Raw genomic sequence first — 21,877 nt, forward strand, 5'->3', positions numbered from 1 at the left:
CCCTAGTAAAGGCAGTAAGCATTTTGTAACTTTAAATAAAAAAGAAAATGCGTGTTTTAATAACAGGAGCAACAGGGTTAGTAGGGCAAGAAATCGTTAAGCTCTGTCAAGAGTCAAACATAAAAGTTAACTACTTAACCACAAGTAAATCTAAGCTTATACAAGAAGAAAATTATAAAGGGTTTTATTGGAACCCAAAAACAAACGAAATAGACACAAATTGTTTTACAGGAGTAAATACTATAATTCATTTAGCAGGAGCAACCGTATCTAAACGATGGACCACTGGTTATAAACAAGAAATTATATCTAGCCGAAAAAACACAACAGCCTTGTTGGTTAATAGCTTAAAAGCTATAAACAATCATGATGTTAAGCAAGTTATTTCAGCAAGTGCTATTGGAGTTTATCCAGACTCGTTAACTAATTATTACGACCAATCTCATACCCAGATTAGTGCTTCATTTTTAGGGCAAGTAGTCGCAGCTTGGGAAGAAGCTGTAAACGCATTTTCTATACTTAACATTGCGGTATCAAAAATTAGAATAGGATTAGTATTGGCAAACAACGGAGGCGCACTAACAGAAATAGTAAAACCAGTAAAGTTTGGTTTTGGGGCCGCTTTTGGTAGCGGTAAGCAATGGCAATCTTGGATTCATATTCATGATTTGGCAAACATGTTTTTATACGTTTTAAAATATAAATTAAAAGGAGTTTACAACGGTGTTGCGCCAAATCCAGTAACAAATACCGAGTTAACCAAAACCGTTGCAAATGTGTTAAATAAACCTTTGTTTATGCCAAATATTCCAAAGTTTTTTATGAAATTAATTTTAGGCGATATGCATGCTTTATTATTTGAAAGCCAGCGAGTAAGCTCGAAAAAAATAGTAGATAAAGGCTTCTTTTTTAAGTATAATTATTTAGAACCCGCTTTAAATAGTTTATTAAAATAATCTGTTTTTTTTAATTAAGTATTAAATTAAAGAGCAGCTATTTAATGTATATAGTTAGTTATAAGCTTTAATATTTTATTCTGTAATTAATTTTGTAAGTACTTGTTTAAAAGTATCTATTGGTTGTGCTCCTGTAATGGCACTTTTTTTGTTAAAAACTATAGTAGGTACAGAGTTAACACCCATATTTTTCCATTGGTTTTGTATGCTTCTTACTTTATAGCGAGCATCTTCGTTGTCTAGTTTTGCTAATGCTTCATCGGCATTTAAGCCAACAGTTAAAAGAGCTTGTTTTAAAATGTTTCTATCCGAAACGTCTTTTCGTTCACTAAAAAAAGCTTTAGTTAACGTCATTTTTAATTCGGTTTGCTTGCCAAAATCTTTAGCATAATCTAGTAAAATGTGAGCGTCAAAGGTGTTTACCATGCGCATTTCATTAAAATAATCGAATTTAAAACCTAAGCTTTCGCCAATATCTGCCATGTGTTGTTGCGATGCTTTTTGTTGTTCTATGGTTGCTCCATATTTTTCAGAGATATGTTCGGTTACATTTTGCCCTGTCTTTGGCATATTTGGGTTTAACTCAAACGGTTGCCATTCTATATCTATTTGGTTTTTAAAGCCTAATTCTGCTATGGCTTTTTCTAAACGTTTATAGCCAATGGTACACCAAGGGCATACAACATCGGATACAATATCTATTTTTATTTTTTCTTTCATTTATAATATGTTTTTAAGGTGTTTTGCAATTAATAAACCTTCCGAAATATACGGAAGGTTTATAGCTATCAATCAATATATGGTTAATTAATATATTTTAAACCACATTCTCTTTAGACCATGCAAACTTTTTAAAAGGTTCATCCACAGATGTATTAGCAATATGGTTTACATAGTTACTAATTGTTTTTTGAGATAAGCCTAAAATAATATCTAGCACATGTTTTTCTTGATATCCAACGGCATAAAATGCATCTAAATCGTTTTGAGATACATGCCCACGGTTTTTAACAATAGTTAATGTCATGTTTCTTAATGCTTCTAGTTTTTTATTTTCTAATGGTGTTTCATTTCTTAAAGCATTAGTAATATTGTCGTTTACCTTCATCATTTTAGCTATTCCTGTATGAGCAGGAACACAGTAATGGCAAGCATGCTCTACGTTAATAGTTTGCCATACTACAGTAAGCTCTTCTTCGTTAAAGGCAGACTGTGTAAATAACTCATGTAATGTTTGGTAAGCTTCTAGTATTTGTGGAGAGCTTGCTAATACACCGTGTAAGCCAGGTATCATTCCGTATGCTTTTTGAGATTTTTCTAATAAATGTTTACTGCCTTCTGGAGCCGTTTCGTTGTTGTGCACTTTTAATGTTGTCATAATTTTCTTTTTTTATTAATGTTAATTATTTCTAAACAATCGTTTAGTTATTGTGTAAAAAAAATGTTTAAATGTTTTTAAACGTTAATTCAATATAATCTTCTATTTCTTTTTGTGTGTTTACTCGAGCAGCAGCTGCTAAACCATGTTTTGCTAAAAGTAAATAGTTAGCTTGTTTTAAAACGGTATCTTTATCTTTTGTTGTATCCATTTGTAACTTTTCTATAATAATAGATTTTAAATTATTCATAAAAGCATGCATTTGTTTATTAATTAATTCATCTTCTATTTCAGAAAATTCATTGTATGTATTGGTTACAAAGCATCCTTTTAAATGACCTGTTTTAAAATTAGATTTTATAGAATCATAAAAAAACTGTTTAATATCTTCAACGCCACGTGTTCCGTTTTTAAAAGTATCAAAAGTTGTTTTTACTAACAATTTATATTTTTTTAAACTTTCTAAAAACAAACCGTGTTTGTTGCCAAAGCTAGAATATATAGAAAACTTATTTATGCCCATTTCTTTTTCAAGCATTTGCATAGATGTAGCTTCGTAACCATTTGCCCAAAATAGGTGCATAGCTTTTTCTACTACGTCGTCTTCATTATATTGCTTTTTTCTAGCCATTATTTTTAATTACAAGACAAAACTAAACAATTGGTTAGAAACAAAAAAGGCTTTAACAATATTTTGTGTTTTATGGTAAGTAAATGAGATAAAAAAAGCCACCTCGTTTATACAAAGTGGCTTTAAAAATAATATGTTTTGTTAATTACGACTGTGCAGCAGCTTTAACAGAAACTTTTAACTCCATATCGTCATTAATAAATTTATCGCCTAAATTATCAAAAATAGATTTAGAGCCATATTGTACATTCCACTTTGTTCTGTCTATAGTAAAGGTTTCACTTGTAAGCGAAATGGTACCGTTGTTATTAGTAATGGTAACAGGAAAAGTAACGTTGTTTTTAACTTCTTTAAGAGTAAGGTTACCAGAAAGCATTGTTTTTCCATCAACTTCTTCTATGCCTGTAATAGTAAATCCGGCGCTAGGGTATTTTTCAACATCAAAAAAGTCTTCATTTTTTAAATGCCCAGCAAGATTAGCATTCCCCTCATTATCTGCAGGAATATCTAAAACGGTTATAGAATTCATGTCAATAATAAATGTTCCACCAACAACTTGTCCGTTAGTTACATCAAGTACACCACTTTCAATATTAATAATTCCGTTGTGCGAACCTGTAGGTTTAAACCCTTTCCATTCAATAGTAGAAGCTTTGGTGTTTACAGCATAAGCGTTACTGTTTACGGTTTCTTTAACTTCTTCAGCCGCTGTTGTTGTAGCTTCTTTAGCCTTGTCTTTACATCCAATAACGGTTAAGCTTAAAGCCGAAATAAATAAAATTGTTGCAAAATTCTTTTTCATTTTAAAATATATTAGTGTTTGTTGTGTAAAATTAGTCAATCATAATCAAAAAAAAAATAAAATTATTTAATGACATTATGACATTTTTATAATATTGGCAGTACTTTTGCCAACTTAAATTTAAGATTGAAAAAATTGAATTTACCATGAGTAAAAAAGATAAAAGCGATATAGAAAACGAACAAGTAGAAGCCACTAAAGCGGAAACTGTTGAGGTTGAAGAGCAAGTTGAAGACGAGCTAACTAACGAAGAAAAGCTTGAAGCCGAAGTAAAGCAAGAAAAAGATAAGTTTTTACGTTTGTTTGCCGAGTTTGAAAACTATAAAAGACGTACAGCAAAAGAGCGTATAGAATTATTTTCTACAGCTAGTGAAGATGTTATGAAAACTTTATTACCTGTTTTAGATGACTTTGAGCGTGCATTAACTCATATAGAAGACGATAAAGAAGCTGAAGAATTACGTAAAGGTGTATTGTTAATTTACCAAAAACTAATAAAAACACTAGAACAAAAAGGCCTAAAACAAATGGAAGTTAATAAAGGCGATGTGTTTAATGCCGATAACCACGAAGCCATTACACAAATTCCTGCACCTTCTGATGATTTAAAGGGTAAAATTATTGATATAGTTGAAAAAGGATACCTTTTAGGAGAAAAAGTAATTCGTTTTCCAAAAGTAGTTATAGGGCAATAAAATTAAGACATGGCTAAAAGAGATTATTACGAAATATTAGGTATTAGTAAAGGCGCAACTGCTGCAGAAATTAAAAAAGCTTACAGAAAAAAGGCTATAGAATTTCATCCAGACAAAAACCCAGATGATAAAGACGCAGAAGCAAAATTTAAAGAAGCCGCAGAAGCTTATGAAATTTTAAGCGACGAAAATAAAAAAGCACGTTACGACCAATATGGGCACCAAGCATTCGAAAACGGCGGTGGCGGTTTTGGCGGCGGCGGCATGAATATGGACGACATATTTAGCCAATTTGGAGATATTTTTGGCGGCGGCGGCTTTGGTGGTGGTTTTTCTGGATTTGGCGGCGGCGGTGGCCAACGTCGAGTAAAAGGCAGTAACTTGCGTATACGTGTAAAATTAACTTTAGAAGAAATTGCTACAGGTATAGAGAAAAAAGTTAAAGTAAAACGTAAAATACAAGCCCCAGGTACAACATATAAAACCTGCTCTACATGTAACGGTTCTGGGCAAGTAACTCGTATAGCAAACACCATTTTAGGACGAATGCAAACCTCGGCGCCATGTAATGTATGTGGTGGAGCTGGACAAATTATAGATAAAAAACCTAGCGATGCAGATGCACAAGGCTTAAAAGTTGCAGAAGAAACCGTATCCATTAAAATACCAGCAGGTGTTGTAGATGGTATGCAACTTAAAGTTTCTGGAAAAGGTAACGAAGCTCCAGGTAATGGCATTTCTGGCGATTTAATAGTGGTAATAGAAGAAGAAGTACATGACAGATTACAACGCGAAGGCGACAATTTGCATTACGATTTATATGTAAGTTTTCCAGAAGCTGTTTTAGGAACATCAAAAGAAATTGATACTGTTACAGGAAAAGTACGCATAAAAGTTGAAGCCGGAGTACAATCTGGTAAAATTTTACGCTTACGCGGAAAAGGTATACCAAGCATAAACGGATACGGAAAAGGCGATTTATTAGTACACGTTAATGTTTGGACACCAAAAACACTTAACAAACAACAAAAAGAATTTTTTGAATCTATGCAAGAAGACGAGCATTTCTCGCCAAAACCAGAAAGTTCAGATAAATCGTTTTTCGAAAAAGTAAAAGATATGTTTTCTTAAAAAAAACATCATAATACTTGTAAAATCCACTTTGTAAAGTGGATTTTTTTTGAGCTAAAAAGAAGAAAATTAGCAGTTTTGCTATAAGTAAAGAAAAAAAAACTATATTTGAATATCACTAAATATATTTTAGTGATAATTTTTCTTTTTCATAGCAATTTTTTTCCCATCCTTAATTTTTTTTGAGGGTGGGTTTTGTTTTTTAAATAAGTATTATACTATCAAAAACATTATAACGTTGTGTTTTAGCTAGTTTTTAAATAAAGCTTATCTAAATTTATAACGCAATTAATACTTAAAGCATTAAGCTACTAGCCTAAACATTTAATATATTTACCACAAAATACCCAATTAAAAAACAAGAATGAATAACTTATTAGAAGTTAATAATGTGTCTAAATATTTTGGAGACTTTAAAGCTTTAAATAACGTGTCTATTTCTATACCAAAAGGTAGCATTTTTGGTTTATTAGGCCCAAATGGAGCAGGAAAAACCACACTTATACGTGTTATAAACCAAATAACTATGCCAGATTCTGGAACGGTTATTTTAGATGGCGAGCCTCTTAACCAAAAACATATTATGGATATAGGTTACTTGCCAGAAGAGCGCGGTTTATATAAATCTATGAAAGTTGGCGAACAGGCCATATATTTAGCACAATTGAAAGGTTTAGGGAAAGCAGAAGCTAAAAAACGCTTAAAATATTGGTTTAACCGTTTAGAAATTGGAGATTGGTGGGATAAAAAAATTCAAGAACTATCTAAAGGGATGGCTCAAAAAATACAATTTGTAGTAACCGTACTTCACGAACCTAAATTGTTGATTTTTGATGAGCCTTTTTCTGGATTCGACCCTATAAATGCTAATTTAATTAAGGACGAAATTTTAAGGCTACGCGACAATGGAGCAACCGTTATATTTTCAACTCATCGTATGGAGTCTGTAGAGGAGTTGTGCGATGATATTGCTCTAATTCATAAATCAAATAAAATATTAGATGGCAATTTAATAGATGTAAAACGTCAATATAAAATAAACACCTTCGAGGTTGGTATAAGAACCGATAATAAGTCTGTTTTAAAGCAAGAGTTGTCTGAAAAATTTAGCGTGTCTAAAGCCAATTTTAAAACCCTTGAAGAAGAGCTTAAGCTAAACATAAAACTGCAGCAAGGCGAATCGTCAAACGAGTTATTAAACTATTTAACCCAAAAGGGTGAAGTGTCGCATTTTGTAGAGCTTATTCCAAGCGTAAACGATATTTTTATTCAAGCTGTTAATAATAGTTAATTTTATGAATCATTTACCACTTATTATAAAACGCGAATACTTAACAAAGGTTAAAAATAAGTCGTTTATTATAATGACATTTTTAAGCCCATTTATATTTATAACCTTTATTGCTATTGTAGCATATTTAGCAAATTTAAATAGCGATAAGGTTAGGGTAATTTCTATTTTAGATGAGTCTGGATTAGTTAAAAATGTATTTGAAAACTCAAAAAACACATCTTATAACTATCTTTCAGGAATGACGTTAAGCGATGCAAAAGCATTAGTGCAAGAAAGTGAAGGCTATGGTTTATTATACATATCAAAAGTTTCAGAAGGAACTTTAAAATCTAAAAACTTAACATTTTATTCAGAAGAATCACCATCGTTAACCTTAATTTCTAATATAGAAAGCGAAATTCAATCAGAGTTAACACTTCAAAATAGAATAAAAGAAGGTATAGATGTAGAGAAACTAAAAGCTTCAATAGTAAATATTGAAATTAATCAAGAAAGCTTTGAAGGCGAAAAAACATCAAAGGTAGATAGTGTTGTAAAACTTATTTTTGGAGGCGCAGCAGGTTATTTACTATTTATGTTTATTATAATTTACGGTAACATGATAATGCGAAGTGTTATTGAAGAAAAAACCAGTAGAATTATCGAGGTTATAATATCATCTGTAAAACCTGTGCAACTTATGTTAGGTAAAATTATAGGAACCTCGTTAGCAGGCATTACACAGTTTGTTATTTGGTTAGTTTTAGGAAGTGTTTTAATGACCGTAGCTTCGTTAATACTGGGTATAGATATTGCGCAAATGCAAACCCCACAACAACAATTAGTAGAGCAAGCTATGGAAAACCCAGAAATTAGTACCCAAATTCAAAATATATTTACGGCATTTTTTAATTTACCATTGGCTAATTTAATTATAGCTTTTATATTGTTTTTTGTTGGCGGCTATTTACTTTATAGCTCGCTATATGCAGCTATTGGAGCGGCTGTAGATAATGAAACCGATACGCAACAGTTTATGTTACCTATAATTTTACCACTTATTTTAGCCGTTTATATTGGTATATTTACAGTAATAGAAGATCCTCATGGTACGGTTTCAACCATATTTTCGTTTATACCATTAACATCACCTGTAGTTATGCTTATGCGAATTCCGTTTGGAGTTCCTATATGGCAACAAATATTATCTATATTAATATTAGTAGGAACTTTTATGTTTACCGTTTGGTTTGCAGCTAAAATTTATCGAGTTGGTATTTTAATGTATGGAAAAAAGCCAAGTTATAAAGAATTAATAAAATGGATTAAATATTAAAATGCAAGATCAAGTAAAAAACCAAATAGAAGAGCAGGTTAATAAAGTAGAGCATGCCATTACAGAAAGCTCGCTTTGGGAAAAAATTATAGCGTTTCTTGATTTTAAAATTATAAATTTTACAACAGGAACAGGTGATAATGCTCATGATATTGTATTAAAAGTTAAGTATTTATTGTTAGTAGCAATTGTTTTAATTGCAACAACTTATTTTTTACGATGGATAAGACGAATTGTAACCAGAAACATGCCTATAGATGATAAAGCTAAGTTTACTACCGTCTTTTCGTTTGCCAGATGGATTATATACCTAATAGTTATACTCGTTGTTTTCGATTCTATAGGAATAAATGTTACAGCAATTTTTGCAGCTTCTGCAGCCTTATTAATAGGTGTTGGTTTAGCCCTGCAAACCCTTTTTCAAGATATCATTTCAGGAATATTTATATTAATAGATCAATCGGTTCATGTAGGCGATATTATTGAAATTGATGGAAAAGTAGGGCGTGTAGAGGAAATAAAATTAAGAACAACTCGCGCTGTTACTATAGATAATAAAGTTTTGGTAATACCTAACCATTTGTATTTAGAAAACAGTTTGTATAACTGGACACAAAATGGGTCTAGTACAAGAGAGTCGGTTTCGGTAGGTGTGGCATATGGTAGCGATGTGCAATTGGTTAAAAAACTATTATTACAGGCAGCAAGCACACACCCAAATGTACTTACAGAGCCAGAGCCAACAGTAGTTTTTACCAATTTTGGAGAAAGCTCGTTAGATTTTAAAATAGTATTTACTATTAATGATAGTTTTAAAGCTCAATTCCCTAAAAGTGATATCCGTTTTGAAATTGATAGGCTATTTAGAGAAAATAACGTATCTATTCCATTCCCTCAGCGAGATATTCATATATTTAATACCAACAAACCATAAAACTAGGCTTGTTTATATGAATGAATTAAAATAACATTAACTTTATTAATAAAAATTGCGTTATTACAGGTTGTAATATAAACCTAAGTAAAAAGATGAAGAAAGAACTAAAATGGATTGTTATAAGTTATATGTTCTTTATCTTTCAAATATCTAATGCTCAATTAACAGACTTAGCACGATTAGAGTACTCTTTTATTCCACAAAGTAATTCAGAAGACCAGTATACTAGATTAAGAGCGCTTTTAAATTATCCTGTAAAAATAAAAACAGATAATTATTTAATTTTAGGAGCCGAGTATAATAGTATTTTTCTTAACCTTGAAGATAATTATCCGTTTAATACATCTGCATTAAAAAGAATTCATGTTATAGACTTAAATATAGGGTATACTTTTAAATGGAATAAAAAATGGCGATTTGGTGTAAAATTTAATCCAAGAATAGCCTCAACTCTTACAAAATCATTAACTTCCGACGATTATTTTATGAACGGCGGTGCTTTTTTTATAAATGATAGAACAAAAGATGAAAACCTAAAACGACCATATCGTTTAATTTTAGGATTAACCTATAATGCCACAACAGGATTGCCATTTCCTTTACCTTTTGTAAGTTATTATAGAGCCATAAACCAACAATGGAGCTTTAATGTAGGAGTACCAAAATCTAATATAAAGTATACATTTAATAAAAGGAATAACGTTCAGGCATTTGTAGGACTAGATGGATACTTGGCACACTTGCAAGAACCAACAGTAATTAATGGGCAAAATGTAGAACATATTTCATTATCTGTAGCCATAGGAGGATTTGGGTACGAATATTGCTTTACTAAACATTTAGTAGCCTATATGTATACAGGTTATACATTTAGACTAAATAATGTTTTACGAAATAAAAATAGAGATGAAGTTTTTAAATTAAATGATTTAAATGCGTTTTATTTAAGAACAGGACTTAAATTTAAAATATAACTATGTCAAAAATTTTAGTAATTGAAGATGAAGCAGCGATAAGACGTGTGCTTGTTAAAATTCTTTCAGAAGAAAACGATGCTTATAAGGTTGATGAAGCCGAAGATGGTTTGTTAGGTATTGAAAAAATAAAAAACGACGATTTCGATTTAGTACTTTGCGATATAAAAATGCCAAAAATGGATGGCGTTGAGGTATTAGAAGCTGTTAAAAAAATAAAACCCGAAATACCTATAGTTATGATTTCTGGTCATGGCGATTTAGATACGGCCGTAAACACAATGCGTCTTGGTGCTTTTGATTATATATCGAAACCACCAGATTTAAATAGATTACTAAATACCGTTAGAAATGCATTAGATAGAAAAGAATTAGTAGTCGAAAATAAAATACTAAAGAAAAAAGTAAGTAAAAAATATGAAATGATTGGAGATAGCGCAGCTATTTCTCAAATAAAAGATATTATTGATAAGGTAGCACCAACCGATGCACGTGTATTAATTACTGGACCAAACGGAACAGGAAAAGAATTAGTAGCACATTGGTTACACCAAAAAAGTGAACGTGCAAAAGGTAATTTAATAGAAGTTAATTGTGCTGCCATACCATCAGAGTTAATAGAAAGCGAATTATTTGGTCATGTAAAAGGTGCATTTACAAGTGCCAATAAAGATAGAGCCGGTAAGTTTGAAGCGGCCAATGGCGGAACCATTTTTCTTGATGAAATAGGCGATATGAGCTTGTCTGCACAGGCCAAGGTTTTACGTGCCTTACAAGAAAGTAGAGTGCAACGCGTAGGCAGCGATAAAGATATTAAAGTAGATGTTCGCGTTGTTGCAGCAACCAATAAAAATTTAAAAAAGGAAATAGAAGAAGGGCGTTTTCGAGAAGATTTATATCACAGATTGGCTGTTATATTAATAAAAGTACCAGCCTTAAACGATAGAAGGGAAGATATACCATTATTAGTAAAACATTTTTCTGGAAAAATAGCGAATGAGCAAGGAACTGCTAAAAAAGAGTTTTCTGATGCCGCAATAAAACTGCTTCAAGAATACGATTGGACGGGTAATATTAGAGAACTTCGTAATGTTATAGAGCGTTTAATAATACTTGGCGGAAAAGAAGTAAGCGAGCAAGATGTAAAATTATTTGCTAGTAAGTAAAAAAACAAAAGCGTTTTATAACATTATTTTGTGTTGTAAAACGCTTTTATGTTTTATTGGCACGAGTTTAAAGCTTTTAAATAATTTGATGCCAAACGTTTAAAGTTGTTTTTGTAGAAACTTTTTATTTGCTCAATACTTTTTGTAGAAACATCTTCTATATTCGAAAAATCGTTTATTGTTTCATAATTACAATTACATAAATTTAAAACCTCGTTATACGCTTTAATATTTGAGGTTAGCGCATGGTTGTAAGTAGTAATTAACTGCTCTTTTTTTAGCTGTAATGCTTCCTGTTCTTCTTGGGTTAAAACCTGTTGCTGTTCATTATTAATATTGGTTGTGTTGTTATTTGTATTATAAACAGCAAAAGCACATTCGTCAATTTTTATAACACTTTCTTTACTAATAGCTTTAGCACGTTTTACAAAAAAACGTCCATCTTCAAAAGTTTTGGCAGTTTCAACCTTAGTTAATAATTCAATGCCTTTGTTGGCTAAATTTAGTGCGTTTTCACAATTACAAGCTATTAATGAAGCTTTTGAAAGTTTAAACGATTCCACAGATCTGTTGGCATAATATTTTAAATGGCTAATATTATTAGACTCATAAGCATCTTTAACATGCGAATAGGCGTTAACAAGGTAAGCATTAGCATCTTCACAATTAGATTGTCCATAAGTGTAAAAGGTAACCATTAAAAGGTATAGTAAGAAGTTGTTTCTCATAAGTATTGGCGGTTAAGTTTTTAGTTTCGGGTAAGCGAATGTAATAAAAACATGACAAAATACTATACCGTTTGTCGAAATTGATATATTACATTAATTTGTGTTGTTTTATATTTTCAATAAACGTGTCTATTCTAAGTTTAACTTCTTCGTTTATCAAATCGTTTTCAATATAAGTGTGAATATCGCCTAAGTAATTCATGCCTAAATAATTTGCAGACTCTATAAAAGGCATAGTAAATCCAGCTTTTAAATCGTCATGATTACTAGAGCTAACCATGGCCATATTTTTGCCTCGTAAAAGTCTACCAGTATCTTTATGTATTCTAATGAGATCCGAAATTCTATCAAAAAACACTTTTAAAACACCACTCATACTGTACCAATATACAGGTGTAGCAAAAATTATGGTGTTGTATTTATTTATAACATTGGTAATTAATTCAATAAAATCGTCATCTTGATTTTTGTATTCGTAATCGTAATGTCCAATATTTTTAGTATACAAATCAATAACATCAAAACCATTATTGTTAGCTATGTAATTTACAATTTTACTGGTATCTCCATGGCTTCTAGAGCTTCCCTGTATAATTACAGTCTTATTCATAATTTAAAGTTTTTATACAAATGAACAATTTTTAAGAGTCAGAAAGCCAGGTTTTAAATAGAAACAATTAATGTTAAGGATGATAAAATTGATGGCATTTTTATATATTTAATCCAGAAAAATTATACGTATGGATAGCTACAAAGTAACTTCAAGCATAGAGCTTAAAAACACGCAAACAAAAGTTGTAATAGATGATGCCGAAAAAGCACTTAAAAAGGTTAGAAAACAACTAGGAAAACTTCAAGATACCATATACGCACATGGTAAGTATGCAGTATTAGTATGTTTACAAGGTATGGATACGGCTGGTAAAGATAGTTTAATACGCGAAGTGTTTAAAGATTTTAATGCCAGAGGTGTTGTTGTACACAGTTTTAAGGTACCAACAGAGCTAGAATTAAAACACGATTATTTATGGCGCCATTATATTGCGCTTCCTGCTCGAGGAAAATTTGGAGTTTTTAATAGAACACATTACGAAAATGTATTGGTTACTCGTGTACACCCAGGATATATTATGGGCGAAAATATACCAGATGTTCAATCTGTAGATGATGTAAACGATGCCTTTTGGGATAAACGTTTCGAGCAAATAAATAATTTTGAAAAACATATTGCAGAAAATGGCACACTAATTTTTAAGTTCTTTTTAAACCTATCAAAAGAAGAACAAAAAAATAGACTTTTAAGGCGTTTACGTAAGCAAGAAAAAAATTGGAAGTTTTCTCCAGGCGATTTAAAAGAGCGTAAGCTATGGGATAAATATCAACATTGTTATGAAGATGCTATAAATAAAACATCAAAACCACATGCGCCTTGGTATACAATACCTGCCGATGATAAACCTTCTGCAAGGTATTTAGTTGCTAAAATTTTATTTGATACTTTAAGTGCGTATACAGATATTAAAGAGCCTGAATTAGATGATGATATTAAGGCTAATATAGAATTATATAAGCAACAACTTAATAACGAGAAATAGATCGGTTTTTATATTAAAATAAATCTATTTAAATACGATGATTTAGTTTTAGTCCCGAAATTAGTTTTGTATGTATTAACACAAATTTAAGTTTAAACTTAGTAAATAACTTTTAAGGAAACAGTATCTTTAAGCATAAATATATACGTATGAGGATTTTTAAAATTACAACAGTTTTATTTTTAATTATTTTAGGTTTAAACGTATCTGCACAAACCGATGAAGAGGTTATTAAAACCATTTACAAACAAACATTAACCAACGGAAAAAGTTACGATTGGTTAAACCATTTATCTAATCAAATTGGTAGTAGGTTATCTGGTTCGTTAGGAGCAGAGCGAGCCGTTGTTTACACTAAAGAAGAGTTAGAAAAATTAGGTTTAGATAAAGTTTGGTTACAACCTGTTATGGTTCCAAAATGGGTTCGAGGCGCAAAAGAGTTTGCTTATATAGAAACCGAACCAGGAAAAACTACTAATGTAAATATTTGTGCTTTAGGAGGCTCTGTAGCTACACCAGCACTTGGTTTAAAAGCCGAAGTTGTAGAGGTTAAAAATTTTGAAGAATTAAAAGCTCTTGGATCCGAAAAGATAGAAGGAAAAATAGTGTTTTATAATCGCCCAATGCAAGCCGATTTAATTCATACATTCGAGGCTTATGGAGGTTGTGTAAACCAACGTTATATGGGAGCTGCAGAAGCTATAAAGTATGGTGCAGTAGGTGTTATAGTACGTTCTATGAATTTACGAATGGACGATTTGCCACACACAGGAAGCATGACATACGATAACCTGCCTGTTAATAGACGCATCCCCTCGGCTGCTATAAGCACAAACGACGCCGAATTATTAAGTACTATGTTAAAGCTAGATAACACAATTAAATTTTATTTTAAACAAAGTTGTAAGCAATTAGCCGATGTGCAGTCGTATAATGTTATTGGCGAAATTACAGGAAGCGAATACCCAAATGAATACATGATTGTTGGTGGGCATTTAGACTCTTGGGATTTGGGCGACGGTTCGCATGACGATGGCGCGGGAGTTGTACAATCTATGGATGTTTTACGTTTATTAAAAGAGTCTGGTGTTACCCCAAAACGAAGCATAAGAGTAGTTTTGTTTATGAATGAAGAAAATGGTTTGCGTGGTGGAAAGAAGTATGCTGAAGTAGCAAAACAAAAAAACGAAAACCATGTATTTGCTCTAGAAAGTGACTCGGGTGGATTTACACCTCGTGGTTTTAGTTTTGATTGTACCGATGCTGCTTTTCAGCAAGTATTAAGTTGGAAACCATTATTTAAACCTTATTTAATTCATTATTTTGAAAAGGGCGGAAGTGGTGCCGATGTAGGCCCGTTAAAAACAGAAACTAATGTATTAGCAGGATTGCGCCCAGACTCGCAACGTTATTTCGATCATCATCATGCAAGTAACGATACGTTTGATGCTATTAATAAACGCGAACTAGAACTGGGAGCTGCAACCATGACATCGTTAATTTATTTGTTCGATAAATATGGCGTTAATCCAATTTCTAATAACACTTCAATAAAAGATTAAATTATAATAAACATAAATGAAAACATTTTTCTCGTTATTTGCCTTAATAATATCAACATTAGTTATGTCTCAAGATGAAGCTAAATGGCCTTTTTATGAAATTCCTGATAATCCTGAAATATATACAACAGGAACAGTAGCCGCAAGAATGATTGATGGCTTAGGCTTTAGATATTATTGGGCTACCGAGGGGTTAAGAGCTGAAGATTTAAGTTATAGAGCAAGTGAAACTGGAAGAACTTCAGCTGAAACGATCGAGCATCTTTATGGGCTTTCAAAGTTTATTAGAAGTAGTGTTTTAAAGGCTAATAAAGACGAAAATAATACTGAATTAACCTTTCAAGAAAAGCGTAAGCGTACACTTGTAAACTTAAAAATAGTGTCTGATGCACTTAGAGATTTAGAAACTCCTTTTAATCTTGAAAGTACCGAAATTCCTTTTTGGAATATAATTAATGGACCCATTTCTGATGCTTTATGGCATTGCGGACAAGTAGTTATGTTACGGCGCGCTTCTGGAAACCCTTTTAATTCTAAAGTAAGTGTTTTTCAAGGAAAATTACAACAATAGCTTATTTTGTTTCTATAATTTTATATTAAGTTTTTCTTTTTTAAAAATTTAATCAAGAAAAATATAATACTCAAAATTATTATGGTAGTAGCTGTAATTGCCATTTCGTTTCCTGAAAGATTCGATAAAAAATAGATTATAATTCCTATGGACAATACAGGAACTAAGAAACCTCCTGATATTTTAAAACTATCTTTTTGTTCCTTTTCAGATTTTCGTAATTTAATTACCGCAAGTGCTACACCCATGTAAAGCATAAGCATAGAACTACTTGCTATAATAGCTAGTTGCTCAAAACTTCCAGAAACTGCAAGTAAAAAACCAATTGTTGCGTAAACAAAAATAGCTATATACGGCGTAGCAAAAGATTTATGAATTTTCGATAATGCTTTAATAGGAATAACATGGTCTCTAGAAAGCGCATAAACTACTCTTGGGCTATTTAAAATAGTACCACTCATGTAACCAAACATAGAAATTACGGCGCCAATTATTAATAAAAGATAGCCAAAATTACCCAGAACTACCTTAGCGGTTTCTGCTAATGGAGCTGCTTTAAAGTTTGGGAGATTACTACCTAAAACACCTTGTGATACGGTTTGAATTAAAACATAAACAATTACAACGGTAGTAATGCTAATTAAAATAGCCCTTGGAATAGTTCGTTTTGGGTTTTTTACTTCGCCTCCAACAATAATGCCGGTTTCGCAGCCTTGAAAAGCAAAAAATAGTATTAAAGAGGTTTCACCTAGAGTTTTTATACTAGGCATATTATCAATATATAAATTGCTAAAGGAAACGTCTTTAAAACCAATTAAAATTAAAAGGAATAATGGTGTTAATTTAATTAAAGTGTTAAATTTTACTAAACCAATACCTTGTTTTAAACCTATTATATTAATGTAAACTAAACCGTAAAAAAGAACAAAAAGAAAAATAAATCTTGGCCAGCCGCTAGCAAGTATAGGGTAAGTAGAGCCTATTACATTGACTAAGGCGTTAGATACTGCAGCATCGGCAAATAAATTGCTTCCAATAGCAAAAAAACCAGCTAAAAAACCTGGGTAATTACCAAAGGCTGTTTCAATATATGTATAAGGTCCGCCTGTAGTGGTTACTTTGCTTCCTGCTTCTGCAAAGCAAAGCATAATCATAGCCATAAGTAATCCGCAAAAAAGATAGGCTATTATACTAGCAGCCCCCATATAACTGGCAACAATTGCAGGTAAAACAAATATTCCAGATCCTATAATAATATTTATAATATTGGCAGATAAACCAAGTACACCAACGCGCCTTTTTAAGCCTTCGTCTTTTTTTATCATTTAATTGTTTTTATAAGTAGCTTAACCACCATTTGTTTTTGTTGTTTGCTTTATAAATCATATATTTTTTACTCGGAAAGTATAGAAAAACAATAACACCTATCCAAACTAAATATACAACAAAAAGTGAGTAACCATAGTTTATAAGTTTGGCATTTACAAAAACATCTTTTGTTAAAACCATATGTTCCCAATTACCGCCAAAAATTAGTATACCTAAAATAGCTAAAATATGAATAACAAAAACGTGTAGGAAGTAATAAAATAATGGAACACGACCAAAAACTAGAAAGAAATCTGTTACTTTATTTTTAGTGTTCTCTACGGCATATAAAAATAGCAAAGCGGGGCCAAGCGTAATTAATATATAAACAAAAGAAGGCGGGTATTTTGTGATGCTAAAAAACGATAAAATTGTTTTTGTTGTTGTGGTTTGTATTTCCCATGGAACTAAATCGCCATATATATTTAAGCCACGAATTACAAAAAACAATAACGTTGCTAAAAGCCCTAAATATAAGAGCCATTTTTTTCTTTTAGCCGTATTAAAGTCTGTTTTGTATAAAGAGCCAAAACAATATCCTAAAATAATAACTCCAACCCAAGGTATAATTGGATATACAAAAGCAACCATGGTGCCACCATCCATAATTACAAATTGTTGTTGGTGTAAAATGTACCAAATTATAGATTTAATACTTGTGCCCTGCATAACAATACCATCAAGTAGGTTGTGGCAAGACACTAAAAGAAATCCTAATACTAATACGACTTTAAAAGGTAAATAAATGATGAACGATAAAAGCACCATACACAACCCAATAGCCCAAATAACTTGAAGAATAATAAAGCTATAAGTTACATCAAATTTCCATAAAAAGTTGTTTACAACAAAGGCTAAAATAATAAGCCAAATACCTCTAGTTAGAAGGAATTTAAATAATTCAGGTTTTGTTTTTTTGCTACCATACAAGTATGCCGATGTGCCGGCTAAGAAAATAAAAACAGGAGCACAGTAATGTGTTATAAACCGTGTGAAAAATAAAAATGGAGTCGTGGTTTCTAAATTTGTTGGGTCTGAAAAAAATGATCCGTAATGAAAATAATCTCTAACATGATCTAGAGCCATTATAACCATTACTACACCTCTTAAAATATCTATAGATTCAATTCGGTTAGATTTTATTGGTACCATTCTTAATGTTATAAATTATTAAAATTGAAAATATATAAATTGTTCACCACTTCCTTGAGCAATAACCATTAAGAAAAACATAATAGCCCATATAATGCCTAAAATCCAGGCGGGAGTTTTTAAAGATAATTCTTTTAAGGAAGAATTCCGCATAAGCCAATGACAAATAATTGTTGAAGCTAATCCAAGAGTTATAGCGGTGATTAATTATTGTTTTAATTGCATGTTGGTTAGCTTTATAGGTTAGTAATTTTAATGGTGATTTTGTACTATACATAGCTTTTTATTATGTTATAATCATTTTTAAAAAGGTTTAAAATGTCTATTGAAGGTAGCTTTTCTGGTTTGTTTAGTCCGCTAGCTTTTAGTATTTTAGACATGTTTTGAGCTTTTTTATGTTTCCAGAATGTAACTTTTGTAATTCCAATAGCATAAATCTCATTTTTGTGTTTAAAGGTGTGGCTGTGGTATACCCATTTATTGTCCCATCCTTCTACGTTTAGTGTAATGCTAAATTTTGACCATCGTTTAAGTGGTTTTTTGTAAATAATTTTTTGAGAAGCAATAACAGGAAATAACCCTTTTTTAAATGTATTATTATAGAGTTTTGATCGAAAAAGAATTTCAAACCGTATAAAATCCATGTAATAGAAATATTTGGAGTTGGCCATATATTTAAGCGAATCGCAATCTAAAATGCTTACCCTTCTGTGTCTTGTTAAGTTGGCATCTAAATTTACTTTTTTCCAAAAAAACTTCGCTCCAACATATAAGTATAGCATATGTAGCCAATAATATATCATAATTTAAATGCATTTGTTGGTTAATTGGGCTTGTGCGCTTCTAACTCTATTTCTATTAAAAATTCTGGTATAGCCAATTCTTTTACACCTAACCAAGATCCTGTTGGAAAATGGTTTTTATAAATTTCGGTTCTATATCCAGCATGTTCTAAAAATTTAGGCATGTTTGTAGTAAAAATATTTTCAACAACAACGTCGTTAAAAGAGCAACCAAAATGGGTTAATATTTTATTTAAATCTGCATAGCAATTTTTCATTTGTTGCTCTAAATCATTTATAGCTGTTGGGTTTCCTTTGGCATCCATGCTAACTGCACCCGAAATTTTAATTGAATTGCCTATTTTAACAGCGTGCGAGTACCCGTAAGCTTTTTCAACTTCTGGTCGTAATAAAAAATACTCTGGTGTTTCATTTTTAATTGAGATTTCTTGTTCTGTATCTATAGGTGTTGTTTTTACTTGTTGGTTACAACTTTGAGTTATAAAGGTTATTATAACACACAGTAATGCTATTGTTGCTGGTTGGTAGTTGTAATTAATTAGTGTTTTCATGTTTTGTTTAATTTAAAGGATAACTAGCTATTTTGTTATAAACCAAAGGACAGCAATAAGTAGTTAAGGCTGCCTTTTGGTTTAATTAGGTTGGTTATTTTTCGCTTAAAAGGGCTTGGCTATAATAAATCATTTCGCCAGTTATTTTTCCATCGGCATCAAAGCTATGACTTAGGTGCATTGGAACTGCAAGCTCTTTTTTGTCTGATTTTCGTATTAAATGAAAGTTCCACCATGATAATACTTCTCGGCCATCGCCCATTTCGTATTCTAGGTAATCAGGATACCCAATCATATCAATACTTACTAACTCAAAGTCTTCTAAAAATTTTTCTCTTATTGGTTTTATTTCAGTTTTTGTTTTCGATTCACCAAATTTTTGATGAATATTACTAAATCTGGCATTATCACTATAATAGCTTAAGCACTTGTCTACATCTCCATTTTCATAAGCATATATAACTTTTCTTATTGTATTTATATTATCGTGATGATTGTATATGGTGCCATTGGTTCTGTTTACAAAACTAGCGCCTACTTCATCAAAAATACTTTCGTTGCTATAACTAATAACAGTTTGTATTTTGTTGTTTTTGTTTACAACATAAAGTCTGTGAACTGGCATATTAACTTTAACACCTGTTTTTTTGTGCATCCCTTTTATGTCTTCCCAGGTTTGTACCCAAACGATATCTTTTTGGTTGTCTTCTTTATACTCAATTGCATCGGGATATGCGCCTTTTGTTCTAGATATTGAAAAATAGTCTAATGCCTTGTTCCAACCTACTGCACTACCAGAAAAAGATGCTTTATTCTGGCCTTTTGGTTTTGTGGTTGTGCCTACACCGTTATAAGATTTAAAATCTTCGGCCAAATAACTTGATACTTTTGTAGAGTCGCCAGCTACAAATGCTCTTGTCATGGCTTCTACTGTTTCAATTGCTGGATGATCGATATATACGGTTCCATTTGGTTTTTTTTGCCCAAAAGACAGCATGCTAGATAGAGCAAGAACGAATACTAATACTTGATTTTTCATTGTTTAGGATATTTATGGTTAATTAATTTGTTATTTATAGTTATTACATTTTAGTTTGAATATTCATTTAGAGTTTTTTGAACCGATTGAAATGGTAACCCTAGGTCGTGCTCTGCTAATTGGTTTTGATAAATTATTTTAGCGACATGTTTTGGTTGCTGATTATTTAGCATTAGTGTAACATCTGAAACCGGGTAGCTTTCGCTACTTAGTAAGTAGTTTTTTCCGTGTAATCCAGATATTGTTGCAGTTTTATAAACGCCCTCTGCAACGTCTTTTACATTTACAATGGCAAAATCTACGTCTTGATCATAAAACATTTGAATAAAAGGGTTGGGTGCTATTTTTTCTTTAAATAAAAATTGTAAACTTGTAGATGTCGAGTCTTCTCGATTAGAAAGCGATTTTCCCATAACCATTACAGGCGATACGCTAGTTATCTCGAAGTCTAAATTTGGATGCGTTTTAATAAATGTATTGACTGTTTGGTTGGCTATAAATTTGGCTTGTGCATAGGGGTGACTTTCTGTACTTGTAAACGGAATACTTTTTTCGTTAAAGCTATCGTTACTCGTTTTTCCATCTGCTGGTAATGGAAAGTTAGTATTCCATGCGGCAACAGATGCTATAAAAACAACTTTATGTATACTTGGTGTATTATTAACAACCTCTAAAAAGTTTTCGGTGCCTTTTATTGTAGGGTTAAAAAGTTGGGTTTGTGGATTTTTTACATCTAATTGAAATGGTGTGCCTCCATGAATAACAATGTCGCAGTCTTTTACAAATTCTTGTAATTGGTTTTTGTTTTCTACATTAAGCTCACTAATATGTAAGTTTTCGGTGTAGTTAAGCTTCATTAAGTGTTCGTACTTGCTTTCGTTTGAAATATTGGTTGTAGATACTTTTACTTCAAAATTACTTTCTAAAAATCGTTTTGTTATATAGCTACCTATAAAACCTGCGCCTCCTATAATACCTACTTTTTTCATAATTAGATTGTTTTTAGATAATTAAAGTAAACATTGGTAATAGTTAGAGAGACTAACGTGTTTTCAAATAATTTAAAAGGAATACTATTACCAATGTTTTACTTTTTAGTTTGATTAATTGTTGTTTATTTAGCTTTAAAAACCTTGTAGCTTATGCTTATAAATAAGCCATGAGGTTTATGGTTGGTTATTTTTAATGCGCTAAAAAATATATTCTTGCTCTACAAACCTTTGTAGGTT

General features: G+C 31.4%; 23 protein-coding genes. 11 read left to right on the forward strand and 12 right to left on the reverse strand.

Annotated features, from left to right (window positions below):
* Positions 1-47: 47 nt before the first annotated feature.
* Positions 48-956, forward strand: coding sequence for a TIGR01777 family oxidoreductase (locus ACNG5D_RS05070; protein ID WP_418182407.1), 909 nt, complete (start codon positions 48-50; stop codon positions 954-956).
* 75 nt (positions 957-1,031) lie between these two features.
* Here the strand turns inward: ACNG5D_RS05070 and ACNG5D_RS05075 are convergent, their stop codons facing one another.
* From ACNG5D_RS05075 to ACNG5D_RS05090, 4 genes are all read right to left on the reverse strand, one after another.
* The gene (locus ACNG5D_RS05075) at positions 1,032-1,676 is read right to left on the reverse strand and encodes a DsbA family oxidoreductase (protein WP_418182408.1); all 645 of its coding nucleotides are present in this window, start codon (positions 1,674-1,676) and stop codon (positions 1,032-1,034) included.
* Positions 1,677-1,773: 97 nt separating this feature from the next.
* Positions 1,774-2,334, reverse strand: coding sequence for a carboxymuconolactone decarboxylase family protein (locus ACNG5D_RS05080; protein WP_418182409.1), 561 nt, complete (start codon positions 2,332-2,334; stop codon positions 1,774-1,776).
* A gap of 67 nt (positions 2,335-2,401) precedes the next feature.
* Positions 2,402-2,965 carry a TetR/AcrR family transcriptional regulator gene (locus ACNG5D_RS05085; protein ID WP_418182410.1) on the reverse strand — a complete coding sequence of 188 codons (564 nt, stop codon included), beginning with the start codon at positions 2,963-2,965 and terminating at the stop codon, positions 2,402-2,404.
* Positions 2,966-3,110: 145 nt separating this feature from the next.
* Positions 3,111-3,767 (reverse strand): YceI family protein, encoded by a 657-nt coding sequence (locus tag ACNG5D_RS05090; RefSeq protein ID WP_418182411.1) that lies wholly within the window; start codon positions 3,765-3,767, stop codon positions 3,111-3,113.
* 146 nt (positions 3,768-3,913) lie between these two features.
* Here ACNG5D_RS05090 and ACNG5D_RS05095 point away from each other — a divergent pair, with 146 nt between their 5' ends.
* The 7 genes from ACNG5D_RS05095 (at position 3,914) to ACNG5D_RS05125 (ending at position 11,279) form a co-directional block, all read left to right on the forward strand.
* The gene (locus ACNG5D_RS05095; RefSeq protein ID WP_418182412.1) at positions 3,914-4,462 is read left to right on the forward strand and encodes a nucleotide exchange factor GrpE; all 549 of its coding nucleotides are present in this window, start codon (positions 3,914-3,916) and stop codon (positions 4,460-4,462) included.
* Between the two features lie 9 nt (positions 4,463-4,471).
* Positions 4,472-5,593, forward strand: coding sequence for a molecular chaperone DnaJ (gene dnaJ, locus ACNG5D_RS05100; protein WP_418182413.1), 1,122 nt, complete (start codon positions 4,472-4,474; stop codon positions 5,591-5,593).
* A 364-nt stretch (positions 5,594-5,957) separates the two neighbouring features.
* The gene (locus ACNG5D_RS05105; protein ID WP_418182414.1) at positions 5,958-6,884 is read left to right on the forward strand and encodes an ABC transporter ATP-binding protein; all 927 of its coding nucleotides are present in this window, start codon (positions 5,958-5,960) and stop codon (positions 6,882-6,884) included.
* Between the two features lie 4 nt (positions 6,885-6,888).
* Complete coding sequence (locus tag ACNG5D_RS05110; protein ID WP_418182415.1) at positions 6,889-8,202, forward strand: ABC transporter permease; 1,314 nt, start codon at positions 6,889-6,891, stop codon at positions 8,200-8,202.
* Between the two features lies 1 nt (position 8,203).
* Entirely contained in the window at positions 8,204-9,136 is a 933-nt protein-coding gene (locus ACNG5D_RS05115; RefSeq protein ID WP_418182416.1) for a mechanosensitive ion channel family protein, read from the forward strand.
* A 95-nt stretch (positions 9,137-9,231) separates the two neighbouring features.
* On the forward strand, positions 9,232-10,113 hold the full coding sequence (locus ACNG5D_RS05120) for a DUF6268 family outer membrane beta-barrel protein (RefSeq protein ID WP_418182417.1): 882 nt from the start codon (positions 9,232-9,234) through the stop codon (positions 10,111-10,113).
* A gap of 2 nt (positions 10,114-10,115) precedes the next feature.
* Positions 10,116-11,279: a sigma-54-dependent transcriptional regulator gene (locus ACNG5D_RS05125; protein ID WP_418182418.1), complete on the forward strand. Its 1,164-nt coding sequence runs from the start codon at positions 10,116-10,118 to the stop codon at positions 11,277-11,279.
* 53 nt (positions 11,280-11,332) lie between these two features.
* On the opposite strand, the gene ACNG5D_RS05130 is transcribed toward ACNG5D_RS05125, so the two are convergent.
* Both ACNG5D_RS05130 and ACNG5D_RS05135 read right to left on the reverse strand, forming a co-directional pair.
* The gene (locus ACNG5D_RS05130; protein ID WP_418182419.1) at positions 11,333-12,007 is read right to left on the reverse strand and encodes a hypothetical protein; all 675 of its coding nucleotides are present in this window, start codon (positions 12,005-12,007) and stop codon (positions 11,333-11,335) included.
* Between the two features lie 88 nt (positions 12,008-12,095).
* Positions 12,096-12,617 (reverse strand): flavodoxin family protein, encoded by a 522-nt coding sequence (locus ACNG5D_RS05135; protein WP_418182420.1) that lies wholly within the window; start codon positions 12,615-12,617, stop codon positions 12,096-12,098.
* A gap of 130 nt (positions 12,618-12,747) precedes the next feature.
* Between ACNG5D_RS05135 and ACNG5D_RS05140 the strand changes: the two genes are divergently transcribed.
* The 3 genes from ACNG5D_RS05140 (at position 12,748) to ACNG5D_RS05150 (ending at position 15,735) form a co-directional block, all read left to right on the forward strand.
* Positions 12,748-13,602, forward strand: a complete 855-nt coding sequence (locus ACNG5D_RS05140; RefSeq protein ID WP_418182421.1) for a PPK2 family polyphosphate kinase — start codon at positions 12,748-12,750, stop codon at positions 13,600-13,602.
* 149 nt (positions 13,603-13,751) lie between these two features.
* Complete coding sequence (locus ACNG5D_RS05145; RefSeq protein WP_418182422.1) at positions 13,752-15,164, forward strand: M20/M25/M40 family metallo-hydrolase; 1,413 nt, start codon at positions 13,752-13,754, stop codon at positions 15,162-15,164.
* A 16-nt stretch (positions 15,165-15,180) separates the two neighbouring features.
* A complete protein-coding gene (locus tag ACNG5D_RS05150; RefSeq protein WP_418182423.1) occupies positions 15,181-15,735 on the forward strand; it encodes a hypothetical protein in 555 nt (184 codons plus the stop codon).
* A gap of 20 nt (positions 15,736-15,755) precedes the next feature.
* Here the strand turns inward: ACNG5D_RS05150 and ACNG5D_RS05155 are convergent, their stop codons facing one another.
* From ACNG5D_RS05155 to ACNG5D_RS05180, 6 genes are all read right to left on the reverse strand, one after another.
* On the reverse strand, positions 15,756-17,060 hold the full coding sequence (locus tag ACNG5D_RS05155) for an APC family permease (RefSeq protein WP_418182424.1): 1,305 nt from the start codon (positions 17,058-17,060) through the stop codon (positions 15,756-15,758).
* Positions 17,061-17,070: 10 nt separating this feature from the next.
* Positions 17,071-18,255, reverse strand: a complete 1,185-nt coding sequence (locus tag ACNG5D_RS05160; RefSeq protein WP_418182425.1) for an acetyltransferase domain-containing protein — start codon at positions 18,253-18,255, stop codon at positions 17,071-17,073.
* A gap of 269 nt (positions 18,256-18,524) precedes the next feature.
* On the reverse strand, positions 18,525-19,058 hold the full coding sequence (locus ACNG5D_RS05165) for an acyl-CoA thioesterase (RefSeq protein ID WP_418182426.1): 534 nt from the start codon (positions 19,056-19,058) through the stop codon (positions 18,525-18,527).
* 20 nt (positions 19,059-19,078) lie between these two features.
* Positions 19,079-19,609: a RidA family protein gene (locus ACNG5D_RS05170; protein ID WP_418182427.1), complete on the reverse strand. Its 531-nt coding sequence runs from the start codon at positions 19,607-19,609 to the stop codon at positions 19,079-19,081.
* Between the two features lie 94 nt (positions 19,610-19,703).
* Positions 19,704-20,648 carry a nuclear transport factor 2 family protein gene (locus ACNG5D_RS05175; RefSeq protein WP_418182428.1) on the reverse strand — a complete coding sequence of 315 codons (945 nt, stop codon included), beginning with the start codon at positions 20,646-20,648 and terminating at the stop codon, positions 19,704-19,706.
* A gap of 50 nt (positions 20,649-20,698) precedes the next feature.
* Positions 20,699-21,637, reverse strand: a complete 939-nt coding sequence (locus tag ACNG5D_RS05180; protein WP_418182429.1) for an NAD-dependent epimerase/dehydratase family protein — start codon at positions 21,635-21,637, stop codon at positions 20,699-20,701.
* Positions 21,638-21,877 lie beyond the last annotated feature (240 nt).

The sequence above is a fragment of the Algibacter ulvanivorans genome, assembly GCF_048381495.1.
Classification (GTDB): Bacteria; Bacteroidota; Bacteroidia; order Flavobacteriales; family Flavobacteriaceae; genus Algibacter_B; species Algibacter_B ulvanivorans.

Coding starts and splice junctions, on each gene's coding strand:
- ACNG5D_RS05135 (WP_418182420.1), bottom strand. CDS start 12,617: ATGAATAAGACTGTAATTATACAGGGAAGCTCTAGAAGCCATGGAGAT.
- ACNG5D_RS05110 (WP_418182415.1), top strand. CDS start 6,889: ATGAATCATTTACCACTTATTATAAAACGCGAATACTTAACAAAGGTT.
- ACNG5D_RS05075 (WP_418182408.1), bottom strand. CDS start 1,676: ATGAAAGAAAAAATAAAAATAGATATTGTATCCGATGTTGTATGCCCT.
- ACNG5D_RS05150 (WP_418182423.1), top strand. CDS start 15,181: ATGAAAACATTTTTCTCGTTATTTGCCTTAATAATATCAACATTAGTT.
- ACNG5D_RS05125 (WP_418182418.1), top strand. CDS start 10,116: ATGTCAAAAATTTTAGTAATTGAAGATGAAGCAGCGATAAGACGTGTG.
- ACNG5D_RS05180 (WP_418182429.1), bottom strand. CDS start 21,637: ATGAAAAAAGTAGGTATTATAGGAGGCGCAGGTTTTATAGGTAGCTAT.
- ACNG5D_RS05175 (WP_418182428.1), bottom strand. CDS start 20,648: ATGAAAAATCAAGTATTAGTATTCGTTCTTGCTCTATCTAGCATGCTG.
- ACNG5D_RS05145 (WP_418182422.1), top strand. CDS start 13,752: ATGAGGATTTTTAAAATTACAACAGTTTTATTTTTAATTATTTTAGGT.
- ACNG5D_RS05105 (WP_418182414.1), top strand. CDS start 5,958: ATGAATAACTTATTAGAAGTTAATAATGTGTCTAAATATTTTGGAGAC.
- ACNG5D_RS05140 (WP_418182421.1), top strand. CDS start 12,748: ATGGATAGCTACAAAGTAACTTCAAGCATAGAGCTTAAAAACACGCAA.
- dnaJ (WP_418182413.1), top strand. CDS start 4,472: ATGGCTAAAAGAGATTATTACGAAATATTAGGTATTAGTAAAGGCGCA.
- ACNG5D_RS05080 (WP_418182409.1), bottom strand. CDS start 2,334: ATGACAACATTAAAAGTGCACAACAACGAAACGGCTCCAGAAGGCAGT.
- ACNG5D_RS05170 (WP_418182427.1), bottom strand. CDS start 19,609: ATGAAAACACTAATTAATTACAACTACCAACCAGCAACAATAGCATTA.
- ACNG5D_RS05155 (WP_418182424.1), bottom strand. CDS start 17,060: ATGATAAAAAAAGACGAAGGCTTAAAAAGGCGCGTTGGTGTACTTGGT.
- ACNG5D_RS05160 (WP_418182425.1), bottom strand. CDS start 18,255: ATGGTACCAATAAAATCTAACCGAATTGAATCTATAGATATTTTAAGA.
- ACNG5D_RS05120 (WP_418182417.1), top strand. CDS start 9,232: ATGAAGAAAGAACTAAAATGGATTGTTATAAGTTATATGTTCTTTATC.
- ACNG5D_RS05085 (WP_418182410.1), bottom strand. CDS start 2,965: ATGGCTAGAAAAAAGCAATATAATGAAGACGACGTAGTAGAAAAAGCT.
- ACNG5D_RS05070 (WP_418182407.1), top strand. CDS start 48: ATGCGTGTTTTAATAACAGGAGCAACAGGGTTAGTAGGGCAAGAAATC.
- ACNG5D_RS05115 (WP_418182416.1), top strand. CDS start 8,204: ATGCAAGATCAAGTAAAAAACCAAATAGAAGAGCAGGTTAATAAAGTA.
- ACNG5D_RS05165 (WP_418182426.1), bottom strand. CDS start 19,058: ATGATATATTATTGGCTACATATGCTATACTTATATGTTGGAGCGAAG.
- ACNG5D_RS05095 (WP_418182412.1), top strand. CDS start 3,914: ATGAGTAAAAAAGATAAAAGCGATATAGAAAACGAACAAGTAGAAGCC.
- ACNG5D_RS05090 (WP_418182411.1), bottom strand. CDS start 3,767: ATGAAAAAGAATTTTGCAACAATTTTATTTATTTCGGCTTTAAGCTTA.
- ACNG5D_RS05130 (WP_418182419.1), bottom strand. CDS start 12,007: ATGAGAAACAACTTCTTACTATACCTTTTAATGGTTACCTTTTACACT.